Raw genomic sequence first — 11,192 nt, 5'->3', positions numbered from 1 at the left:
ATCACTCCTTTATTTTTGCATCGGCACGATAATGTCCTGTTCCTTCGCTACTTCAACGGCACGTTCATAACCCGCATCCGCATGACGGATAATGCCCATTCCTGGGTCGCTCGTTAAGACCCGCGCGAGCCGCTCGTCAGCCAGCTCACTTCCATCGGCCACTGCAACCATGCCGGCATGCAGGGAATAGCCCATTCCGACGCCGCCGCCATGGTGGAAGGAAACCCAGCTTGCACCCGCCGCCGTGTTGACAAGCGCATTTAGCACAGCCCAATCACCGACAGCGTCACTTCCGTCCTTCATCGCTTCTGTTTCCCGGTTTGGAGAGGCGACAGACCCGCAGTCCAAATGATCTCTCCCAATAACGACAGGCGCTTTTAGCTCCCCGGTTCTAACCAGCTCGTTAATGGCGAGGCCCATCTTTTTTCGTTCTCCATATCCAAGCCAGCAGATACGGGACGGCAAGCCTTGGAAGGTGACTTTTTCCTGTGCCATATCAATCCAGCGGTGAAGGGCTTTATTTGTCGGGAACAGCTCTTTTAATAACGCATCCGTACGGTAAATATCTGCCGGATCTCCGGAAAGCGCCGCCCAACGGAACGGCCCTTTTCCTTCACAGAATAAGGGGCGGATGTAGGCAGGGACAAACCCCGGAAAATCGAAGGCATTCTCCAGCCCTTCATCCTTTGCGACTTGCCGGATATTGTTGCCGTAGTCAAATACAATAGAGCCCTTTTGCTGAAAGGCCAGCATGGCTTCGACATGTTTTTTCATGCTTTGCTTCGCAAGGCGCACGTAAAGCTCTGGAGTGTCTTGACGCAAACGGTCAGCTTCATCAAGGGAATAGCCCTCGGGAACATAACCGATTAAAGGGTCATGGGCAGATGTCTGATCTGTCACAATATCAATTTTGACGCCTCGGTTCAAAAGTGTGTGATGCACCTCAGCTGCGTTTCCGAGAAGTGCAATGGACAAAGGTTTTCCTGCCCGCTTTGCCTCTTCAGCCCAAGCTAAGGCTTCCTCAATCGATGCTGTTTTTCGATCGCAGTATTTTGTTTCGATCCGCTTGTCGATGCGTTTCTCGTCAACCTCGACGGCAATCACGACGCCTTCATTCATCGTGACTGACAGCGGCTGGGCGCCTCCCATTCCGCCGAGACCCGCTGTCAGCGTCAACGTTCCTTTTAAGCTGCCTCCAAAGTGCTGTCGCGCCAGCTCAGCGAAGGTTTCATAGGTTCCTTGCAATATGCCTTGTGAGCCAATGTAAATCCAGCTGCCAGCCGTCATCTGTCCGTACATCATCAACCCTTTTTTCTCAAGTTCGTGGAAATGCTCCCAGTCTGCCCACTTCGGAACAAGAACAGAATTTGCTAGGAGCACGCGAGGGGCCTGCGGGTGTGTACGGAACATGCCAACGGGCTTTCCGGATTGCACGAGCAATGTTTCATCATTTTTTAATGTTTTCAAGGAATGCTCAATGGCGTGAAAAGCGTCCCAATCTCGTGCGGCTTTGCCAATCCCGCCATATACGATGAGGTCCTCCGGCTTCTCGGCGACTTCTGGATCAAGGTTGTTTCGAAGCATCCGAAGCACTGCCTCTTGCTCCCATCCTAAGCATTCAAGCTCTGTTCCTCTGTTGGCACGGATTGATTTTTTTACATCAGTCATATGTTCATCCCCCTTAGTTCTTTATTCTGATGATCAGGTATTAAAGATTCCTTCTTCAGCCAGTCAGTCAAGCGTTCAATGTCATAGGAAAAAACACGGTCCTGCTGAATGGACGGCACGACTTTTCTCATTTCTTGAAAAAGCTGTTTCGTATAGGACGCAGCATGTTCTATGCCTCTGTATTCAACAGCCTGCAATGCGCAAATGGCTTCGATCGCAATGACTCTCCTTGTATTTGCGATCACCTGATAAGCATGCCGAGCGGCGATGGTTCCCATGCTGACATGGTCCTCTTGGTTGGCGGATGACGGAATGGAATCCACACTTGCCGGATGGGCCAGTGTTTTATTTTCAGAAACGAGTGAGGCCGCGGCGTACTGCATGATCATTGCACCGGATTGCAGACCGGGATGAGGGCTCAGGAACGGCGGCAGGTCATTCAGCTGCGGATTCACAAGTCGTTCGATCCGGCGCTCTGCGACATTCGCAAGCTCTGATATTGCGATTTTCAGAAAATCCATGGCAAAGGCGATCGGCTGTCCGTGAAAGTTTCCGCCGGAAATCACTTTGTCACCGTCATTGAAAATGAGTGGATTGTCTGTAGCTGCGTTCATTTCAATCTCTAATTTTTCTTTGACATAGCCTAGTGTCTGCCAAGTCGCACCGTGTACTTGCGGAATACAGCGCAATGAATAGGCATCCTGAACCCGCAGTTCTCCCTGGGAGGTTGTCAGGCCGCTGTCAGATAGATAAAAGCGAATTCGTTCTGCGACATCGATCTGCTCCTGATAGCCGCGGGCTAAGTGAATATCCTCGTCAAATGCATCGATAATTCCCCGCAAGCCTTCAATCGTTAAGCTGGCAATTCGCTCTGTTTGATAGGCTAGTTTCTCAGCTTCAATGTAGGCGACCACTCCCATTGCAGTCATGGCCTGAGTCCCGTTAATCAAGGCAAGCCCTTCCTTGGATGTCAGCGTTACCGGCTGAATACCGGCTTTTTTCAAGCCTGTCATTGCCGGCATTCTTTCCCCCTCAAAAAAGACCTCTCCTTGCCCGATCAGCGCAAGCGCCAGGTGGGAAAGCGGCGCCAGATCTCCGCTTGCGCCAAGTGATCCCTGCTGGGGGATGACAGGATGGACGCGTTTATTTAAAAAAGCAAGCAACTGTTCGATCAGCTCAGCGCGTACACCGGAAAAGCCTTTTAACAGCGCATTGGCACGCAAAAGCAGCATTGCCCTAGAAACACACTCAGGAAAAGGGTCGCCGACTCCGCAGGCATGAGAAAGGATTAAATTTAGCTGCAGCGCCGCCGAGTCTTCTTTCTGAATCAGGACATCGCTGAATTTGCCAAATCCGGTGTTGATGCCGTAGATTGTCTTTTCGTCGCGTACAATCCGTTCCACTGCCGCTCTGCTTTTTTTCACGCGCTCCATACTTTCCTCAGAAGCCGCTGCCTCCTCAAAATCAAACAGCACACGAGCGACGTCGGCTGTTGTCAATGAAGAACCGTCTAAAGTCACCATAAGCCCAACTCCTTTTTCTTTACTTTGGTAAAGCGCCCATACAAAAAGGAGCTATGCTGTGAACTTCTGTTTTCACGCATAGCCCCCTATCGTCTAAGATCTATGGGCTGTTTCATATGTGATTAATTCCAACACCGAATGTCTCGTGCTCAAGACCTTTAATCGGCGCCCCGATTGTTCCGTAAAGCGAGACAGCAATCCAATCGCCTTCCGCTTCACTTTCATAAGGATTTCCCCTCAAAACGGCAAACCTCAAGCCCACCGTCCGAAGCAGCGATCCTAGCAGCATTTCACCTCTGGTCACGCCATGCAAAGCCTCCATCGTCGCATGATAAAGCGCATGTGACTCCCGATAACCCTCAGATTGAATGACACCGCTCTTTTTGGAAGCGGTTTCAATTGCGGCTACTACTTTATGCGCGTCCATTGATCCTACCTTGCCAAGACAGACCTTCCATCCGTCTCGCTCCAGCTCCTCAACCTGCGTACTTTCTTCCGCCTCATTCAGCAGCAGGAGAACAGACAGCCGGCCGATCCGACGCTCTTTATGCAGTGTCATATGAATCACTCAATTCCTAAAAATTCTGATAACTATTAACTGAGTATTATATTAATTGGTTCAGCAGCAGAAGTCAAAAGATTTTTTACAGTCTTTAACAAGTTAGATTGCTATTGTAATAGCGCGACGCAGAAAGCAGGACATTGCACACGAATACCCAGACAGAAGTGCAAGCGGCCGCTGTTATATTGTTGACAATGAGAGGTAAAATGCCAAAAAGAGGCGAAGTTGCCGGAGAAAAGTCGACGACTTTACAAGACCGGACAAAGCGTTCATTATGTACGCAAATGAAGAAACAGAAGTAATTGAAGAAGGAGAAACGGCAAAAGGGTTGAACTATGAATAGAGAGTATGCAAGCAGCAGTTCTGCGCAAAACAGACAGACATCAGTCTGACTATGTAAGAGAACAGTGAGAAATCACCTATCTGTTTGAATATGAAAACATTCGGCTGTTTTAATAGGCCGGGGTATCTTCATAGGGAAATGTAAGCGTTTAAAATTTAATAAAAAAGAGAGGCGAATTGTTTAGATGTTCAACCGATTGTTCCGTGTATGTTTTCTTGCAGCTCTTATCATGGCCTTCACCCTGCCAAACTCCGCCAATGCACGAAAACCCGTATTTAAAGAAGTCAGCGTTCATGATCCTTCCATCATTGAAACAAATGGCACCTTTTATGTTTTTGGATCTCATCTCGCTTCAGCAAAAACAAATGACCTCATGCAATGGCAGCAGCTGACCACCAGCGTAAGCAATGACAACCCACTTATCCCGAATGTCTATAAAGAATTAAAAGAAACCTTCGAATGGGCGCAATCCGATACTCTTTGGGCGGCTGACGTCACGCAGCTGGCGGACGGCAAATACTACATGTACTACAACGCCTGCCGCGGCGACTCGCCAAGATCCGCCATGGGTGTTGCCGTCGCTGACAACATCGAAGGGCCATACAAAAACAAAGGCATCTTTTTGAAATCAGGAATGGAAGGCACAAGCAGTGATGGAACACCGTATGACGCAACCAAACATCCGAATGTCGTCGACCCGCATACCTTCTTTGATAAAGACGGCAAGCTGTGGATGGTGTACGGATCATACTCAGGCGGCATTTTCATACTTGAAATGAATCCGAAAACGGGCTTCCCGCTTCCTGGACAGGGATACGGGAAAAAACTGCTCGGCGGCAACCACAGCAGAATCGAAGGCCCGTATGTTCTCTATAATCCAGACACCCAATACTACTACTTATACCTATCATATGGCGGTCTCGATGCAACAGGCGGCTATAACATCCGTGTGGCCCGCTCCAAGAAACCAGACGGCCCTTACTATGATGCAGAAGGCAATCCAATGCTCGACGTCCGCGGCAAAGAAGGCACATTCTTCGACGACCGTTCCATCGAACCATACGGCGTCAAACTCATGGGCAGCTACACTTTTGAAACAGAAAATGAAAAAGGCACCGGGTACGTCTCACCAGGCCACAACTCCGCATACTATGACGAAAAAACCGGGCGTTCCTATTTAATCTTCCACACCCGCTTCCCGGGCAGGGGTGAAGAACACGAAGTCAGAGTCCACCAACTGTTCATGAACAAAGACGGCTGGCCGGTAGCAGCGCCATATCGTTATGCGGGCGAAACACTGAAAGAAGTAAAACAAAAAGATATCACAGGAACATACAAACTCATCCAGCACGGAAAAGACATCTCAGCCGACATCAAAAAAACCATCAACATCCAGCTCAACAAAAACCACACCATTTCCGGGGAAATGACCGGAACATGGAAGAAAACCGGAAAAAATACAGCCGACATCACGTTAGCGGGCAAGAAGTATAACGGGGTATTTTTACGCCAGTGGGATTCGGTGAGAGAGAAGAACGTCATGACGTTTAGTGTGTTGAATGGCAGCGGTGAGGCTGTTTGGGGATCTAAATAAGATGGAGAAGCGCCTTCGAGGGAAGGCGTTTTTTCATTGCTTCTTTACTTTAGAATCCATAGTATTAATATGAGGCGAGAAAAATATTTATCAGAAAGGGAGAAATCTATTGAAAAAAACAATCAAAGTTGCTGCAGCAGTAATTCAAAACGATAAGAATATGATATTATGTGCACTTCGTTCGCCAACCATGTCTTTGGCTAATCTATGGGAGTTCCCAGGAGGGAAACTTGAAGAGGGAGAGAATGCACAAGAAGCTCTTGTGAGGGAAATTCATGAGGAGCTTGGTTGTAAAATTGAAGTCGGTGAAATTATCGCTGACATTCATCACGAATATGAGAAAATCATTATAAATTTGATTTCTATTCAAGCGAAAATTATTGAGGGTGAACCTTTTGCCAAAGAACATTCGGAACTCAGATGGGTGCCCGTGAGTGAACTTGAGTCACTTGAATGGGCACCTGCTGATATTCCAACTGTTAATTTATTGAAAAATGAAACAAAGGGGACCTGTTAATTGTCAATGATTATAACTTTCTTCATAGTAATTTTGGTCATTGCTCTAATAATTTTACTTTCTAAGTATATTATAAATAAAACATTCTTTTTCATTGAGCTTATTAGTAACTATTTGTTTAGGAAATATAAATTAATTGTTTCTACAGGTTATAATCCAAATAAGAAATATATTAGATTTTTGAAGGTTAGTGAGATTATTTTTATAATACTTACATTCATTTTCTTAATAACAACTCTTATGTGGATTATAAAATTCAACACTTCTAAATATTTATATATTTTTTTAATATCAGCTGCTATTGTTATCTTTTATACAATTTTTATTGGTAACTTCAATTTAAATATAAAGAAACAGTTAGATAAAAGCAGCTATAAATATGTTAGCCCAATAGAAACTTTAATAAAGAAAATAGATAAAGAAAGTTATATCTACACGCGAATGAAAGTATTAGTTGAAAGTTTGTTAAGTTTTTATATACATCTACTTATTGTATTTATTTTATATAGTTTCTCATCTTTATTTACGGATATACCTAATACCATTCGCTATGTTTTTTGGATGTCCTTACCATTTGGTTTAGCTAGTTGGGTATATTTTTCTACTTTCAACAGTGCTAAACAAGATGTGCGAAGAATTATGATTTATATTATATTATTAATTATAACTATTAATAAAAGTTACGAAGATTTTAAAATTCTACTGAATTTAGAAGGCCAAAACAAATCTATTGATTACTTTAGTTTCTTAATATTAACTGTTTTTACGGCATTAGATAGACTTCTTAAAAGCGTGAAAGATGATTATAAAAACTTTAAAGATCCAAAAAAGAGTTGTAAATGTAACAAAGCTATTTAAATAAGCATCTTGCCAACAATTGCTTCTTTAATTTATTAAATCAACATACAAGTTTTCTGGGACAGACTGATGGAGCTTCCATATTACATTCATAGGTTTGTCCCCATTGCTTGATACGTAATCTACTTTACCTAGATAAATAAAAGGTAAGGTGATATCATGCATTTCGCTAAATTTACGCACGAAAAGATGTATTTTATATTCTTTTTGTCTATGGTTAATAAAATTCTGACCTACAGGAGAATCATGTGATGTTTGATTTTGACTTTGCCAGTGAAAATGATGGGGATCTATAAAGTAATCTTTATATAACAAATGGTCCTCAACTTTTTTAGATTTATTTAATGTAATAAAAATTAAGTAGTTATTGTTAACTCTCCTTACACCTTCTCGCCACGTTCCCTCTTGATCAGTTGATTGAAATAAATGTATGAGTTCATTTCTAGTATATGTTTGATACAAGGTGAGTTGTAGTTCACTAGATAAAAGTGCTTCTAAATTATTCATGCGTCTAAATTCGGTTAAACCATACTGGATACGCTCCTTAATATAAGGACCAAACCGAGGATGGCATAAACGTTCAAAAATATTTAATTGTAGTATGAACGTATTTTCCTCCACTGTACCAAAACTCCATTGTTGTTTCTTATGTGGTGTGGATAAACGCTCCATAGATCGTTTAATCAAGTTGTCGTGTATATTAGTATTTTTGATTTTTAAATGAAATGTATCTTCTAAAGACTTTTTAACATCCTCTACAGTGATTCTCTGTATATTAAATCCACATTGTAACAATAATAAATCATAGGGCCACTTAATCGGAAACTGTTGCTCTAACCAGGATACCATTCTTAAAACTAACGAATCATTTAATACTTCTTTATCTAAAGAATGAAGGTCATCCATTTTTCTTTTCGTTTCGACCCAAGACTTATATTTTTTTATAAAAAAGGTAAGACCTGGAGCTTGATCTGAATAAAGAAAATCAAGTAGCTCTGGAGAACGCCCAATATCTCGTTTAAATTGATAATATAATGTTTTTAGCATGGCAGCTGAATTTAATTTAATACTATCAATTTTGTGTAAAATCTCTTTCTTCGTTACAGATGCAAGATCTACATAAGATCCACCTGGTAAGTCTGCAAACTCATGGGTAACCGCAACTCGTAATGAATCTTTATCAAAGGATTTTTGGCTAGTTTGTCCGGAAAGGGCTAGCGGTATAACAAACGATTTTTGATAGTTTCCTATAAAATCAAGTACCGTTACAAACTCTTTATCATCAGTCTTTCTTAATCCTCTTCCTAACTGTTGAATAAATATGGTTGGTGATTCAGTCGGTCTCAAAAAAAGCAGTAAGTTTAATTTTGGTATATCAATGCCTTCATTAAAAATATCTACTGTAAAAATCAGTTCTAAACTATGATGCGGATCTTCAAGTTCTCTAATCACTTTCTGACGTTGTGCTGAGGAATCTTGCCCTGTTAAATAAGTTGTATGGAATCCTAATTGATTAAATTCTTGGCTCATATATTGGGCATGTTCAACGTTAGTACAGAAGCCCAATCCACACATTCTTTCTCCGTCGAAACCGTACATATTTATCATCTTTATTACATAATCGACCCGCTCATGATTTTTCAAATGATTAACCAATGAACGTTCATCGTAGACCCCGTTTGTTATTTTCACTTTATCGTAATCAACAGTATGGTCCGGAATACCAAAATAATGAAATGGGGCAAGCAATTCAGCTTCTAACGCATCTCGAAGGCGGATTTCATAGACAACATTATGATTGCAGATTTCAAGTACATCTTTACCGTCTAAACGTTCTGGAGTTGCAGTTAAACCTAATAAGAATCCAGGTTTAAAGTAATTCAACACTGATTGATAGGTAGAGGCTTCTGCATGATGAAATTCATCAATGGCAATGTAATCAAATTCATCTGGTGCAAACCGTTTTAATGTTTCTTCTTTATACAAGGTTTGAACTGTGCTAAATAAAAACCTTTTATTCCATTCTTTTTTCGATCCAGTTAACAATCCAAAGTTATCATGGTCATTTGTGACTTTTTCAAATGTTTCAATGGCTTTAGTTAGTAACTCCTCACGATGAGCAATAAAAAGATATTTTTTTGGTTGATATTCGGAAAAATCAAATGCTGCAAGATATGTTTTCCCTGTACCAGTTGCAGCGATAATAACAGCCCTTTCCTCACCTTGTTCTCTCGTTTTCTTGAGGTTTTTAAGCGCTATTTCTTGCATGGCATTAGGTTGTATTTTTGTTTGGTAAAGAGAGTTTTGAGAGACGAGAGACGCGCTCATTTTGTGATTAGCTGCTTGAAATTCTTCATAAGCTTTTAAGAACTGGTCATCGACCGGTTGTGTTTTTTCGACCCATACTTTATTAAAGACATCTTTTGTTTGTTGAAAAATTGGAAGATATTTTGTATCTGGTATTCTTGCATTTAGCTCATACCCAGTGGTCAGAGCGGATTGCGAGAGATTTGATGATCCAATAATGACACTATGTTGCCCTGAAAGACGTTCAAATAAGTAAGCTTTTGTATGAAACGATTGACTGTAATCATTTACAATTCTCAAGTCGACATTTTGAAATTTCATGAGCTGTTTAAGGGCTTTAGGTTCAGTAATTCCCATATATGTTGATGTGATAATACGTACTGGCACATTACGCTTATTAAGCTCTTGTAATGGTGGAATAAGAAGTTGGACGCCAGACCATCTTGTAAAACTGACCATAAAATCCACACGATCAGCAGTTAACATTTCATTCTTTAATGCTTTAAAAAAATTATCATCCGCTCTATAGTTTCCGAGTAGATTCAACCGTGATAGCGAAAAGTGCTCTGACACAGGAAGATCCAGGTCACCTACATGATAAAGAACTGAAGAAAGTGGTATTGCAAAGGCAGTATCATTACCAAGATCAGAAGATATTTTTTGGGTTAATTCAACCGCCTGATTATATTGTCCGTGATGAACAAGCGTTTTGATTTTTTCGCCAAATTGTTTTGCTATATGTAAAGTTAAAATTTCTGTATATTCTTTCGGTAAAACAGGCTGAAAACGATGTTCTACTGGATAAAGCTTGTGCTTTTCTTGCAATTCTTCATGAAAACCACTGTTTTTTTTCATTTTTCTCTCTCCATATTTAGATAGATATCCTAATTTTATCATTATTATTGACTATAGGTAACAGATATTTGTAAATGGCATCGCGAATCAAATGAGGACGATTGTACCCGATCTTAAAGTCCTGTGTAAGCAGGATTTTATTCGCAAGAAAGTCGAATGAAAAGGATAATAGATAAATATACTTATTTATATTCTGTGTAAGACAAATCCTTTTACCTATTTATCCAATATGACCCATCATGTAATATGAAAATAGTCTGTATTGTAAAGAATTGACACAGTTTGATAGAAACACGAGGTGTTGCGGCATGCATAGTGAAATGTTGTTACATTCGGTAAAAGCCGACTTACATGAAAAGCAGGAACAGATCCATCAATTAAAACGAGTGCTGCACGAAATCAGGCAAATCAAACACGAATTCTCCGAGGCCCAGCATCTCATTCACCGGCCTCATCTTAACCGGGAGGCATGGAGAGGAACACATGCTCAGCGGTTTGAAGATATTCGTGAAGGAATGAACAAAGCATATCAGCAAATCAAAAGCGATCAAGTCAGCGGAATCATCGAAAGCATAGAAGGAAAAATCCACTCATTAGAGGGCGATGTCTATTCCATAAGACGCCAAATTACGAGGATAGAGCATGAAATAGAGAAGGAAAAACATAAAAAGTGAGGTGAGCACAAATGGCACAGGAAATTAAAATGGTGTATGGCACAGTGAAGAAAGGGCTTTCTCAGCTCAAGAATTCAGCTGAACTCAAGTCCTCCTTACCCGGCCATCTCTCAGGCAGAAACCATTTGAATGTTGTGAAGTCCATCGAGCAATTAAATAAGGACATCAAAGAGCTCACTGAAGCATATGCGTCTGTTCTGGCCAAGCATATCGCACAAACGGAAAGCGCGGTAAACGCCATGAAGGAAACGGACGAAAACATATCATCTTCCATGAAATAAAGCGCGGGAG

The 11,192-nt window shown here is 41.6% G+C and carries 9 protein-coding genes; 5 read left to right on the top strand and 4 right to left on the bottom strand.

Annotated features, from left to right (window positions below; genetic code table 11):
- Positions 1 to 9 precede the first annotated feature (9 nt).
- The 3 genes from hutU to hutP form a co-directional block, all read right to left on the bottom strand.
- A complete protein-coding gene (gene hutU / locus FB592_RS04510; RefSeq protein ID WP_064671744.1) occupies positions 10 to 1,668 on the bottom strand; it encodes a urocanate hydratase in 1,659 nt (552 codons plus the stop codon).
- Complete coding sequence (hutH, locus tag FB592_RS04505; protein WP_041850327.1) at positions 1,665 to 3,191, bottom strand: histidine ammonia-lyase; 1,527 nt, start codon at positions 3,189 to 3,191, stop codon at positions 1,665 to 1,667. The genes hutU and hutH overlap by 4 nt, the downstream gene beginning before the upstream one ends.
- A gap of 112 nt (positions 3,192 to 3,303) precedes the next feature.
- On the bottom strand, positions 3,304 to 3,750 hold the full coding sequence (gene hutP, locus FB592_RS04500; protein WP_003243875.1) for a histidine utilization transcription antiterminator HutP: 447 nt from the start codon (positions 3,748 to 3,750) through the stop codon (positions 3,304 to 3,306).
- Positions 3,751 to 4,280: 530 nt separating this feature from the next.
- Between hutP and abnB the strand changes: the two genes are divergently transcribed.
- The 3 genes from abnB (at position 4,281) to FB592_RS04485 (ending at position 7,065) form a co-directional block, all read left to right on the top strand.
- Positions 4,281 to 5,690, top strand: coding sequence for an arabinan endo-1,5-alpha-L-arabinosidase AbnB (gene abnB, locus FB592_RS04495; RefSeq protein ID WP_141949318.1), 1,410 nt, complete (start codon positions 4,281 to 4,283; stop codon positions 5,688 to 5,690).
- A 109-nt stretch (positions 5,691 to 5,799) separates the two neighbouring features.
- The gene (gene mutT / locus FB592_RS04490) at positions 5,800 to 6,207 is read left to right on the top strand and encodes an 8-oxo-dGTP diphosphatase MutT (protein ID WP_014478449.1); all 408 of its coding nucleotides are present in this window, start codon (positions 5,800 to 5,802) and stop codon (positions 6,205 to 6,207) included.
- Positions 6,208 to 6,213: 6 nt separating this feature from the next.
- Entirely contained in the window at positions 6,214 to 7,065 is an 852-nt protein-coding gene (locus tag FB592_RS04485; protein WP_260438888.1) for a hypothetical protein, read from the top strand.
- A gap of 27 nt (positions 7,066 to 7,092) precedes the next feature.
- Here the strand turns inward: FB592_RS04485 and FB592_RS04480 are convergent, their stop codons facing one another.
- Positions 7,093 to 10,227, bottom strand: coding sequence for a DUF3427 domain-containing protein (locus FB592_RS04480; RefSeq protein WP_141949316.1), 3,135 nt, complete (start codon positions 10,225 to 10,227; stop codon positions 7,093 to 7,095).
- A gap of 308 nt (positions 10,228 to 10,535) precedes the next feature.
- Between FB592_RS04480 and FB592_RS04475 the strand changes: the two genes are divergently transcribed.
- Both FB592_RS04475 and FB592_RS04470 read left to right on the top strand, forming a co-directional pair.
- Positions 10,536 to 10,901 carry a YwqH-like family protein gene (locus FB592_RS04475; protein WP_003218945.1) on the top strand — a complete coding sequence of 122 codons (366 nt, stop codon included), beginning with the start codon at positions 10,536 to 10,538 and terminating at the stop codon, positions 10,899 to 10,901.
- An 11-nt stretch (positions 10,902 to 10,912) separates the two neighbouring features.
- Entirely contained in the window at positions 10,913 to 11,182 is a 270-nt protein-coding gene (locus FB592_RS04470; RefSeq protein WP_021481005.1) for a YwqI/YxiC family protein, read from the top strand.
- Positions 11,183 to 11,192: the final 10 nt, after the last annotated feature.

Source organism: Bacillus sp. SJZ110 (assembly GCF_006715455.1).
GTDB classification, from domain to species: Bacteria; Bacillota; Bacilli; order Bacillales; family Bacillaceae; genus Bacillus; species Bacillus subtilis.
This window is presented reverse-complemented; position numbering and strand designations above follow the sequence as displayed.

Coding starts and splice junctions, on each gene's coding strand:
- hutU (WP_064671744.1), bottom strand. CDS start 1,668: ATGACTGATGTAAAAAAATCAATCCGTGCCAACAGAGGAACAGAGCTT.
- hutH (WP_041850327.1), bottom strand. CDS start 3,191: ATGGTGACTTTAGACGGTTCTTCATTGACAACAGCCGACGTCGCTCGT.
- hutP (WP_003243875.1), bottom strand. CDS start 3,750: ATGACACTGCATAAAGAGCGTCGGATCGGCCGGCTGTCTGTTCTCCTG.
- abnB (WP_141949318.1), top strand. CDS start 4,281: ATGTTCAACCGATTGTTCCGTGTATGTTTTCTTGCAGCTCTTATCATG.
- FB592_RS04485 (WP_260438888.1), top strand. CDS start 6,214: ATGATTATAACTTTCTTCATAGTAATTTTGGTCATTGCTCTAATAATT.
- FB592_RS04480 (WP_141949316.1), bottom strand. CDS start 10,227: ATGAAAAAAAACAGTGGTTTTCATGAAGAATTGCAAGAAAAGCACAAG.
- FB592_RS04475 (WP_003218945.1), top strand. CDS start 10,536: ATGCATAGTGAAATGTTGTTACATTCGGTAAAAGCCGACTTACATGAA.
- FB592_RS04470 (WP_021481005.1), top strand. CDS start 10,913: ATGGCACAGGAAATTAAAATGGTGTATGGCACAGTGAAGAAAGGGCTT.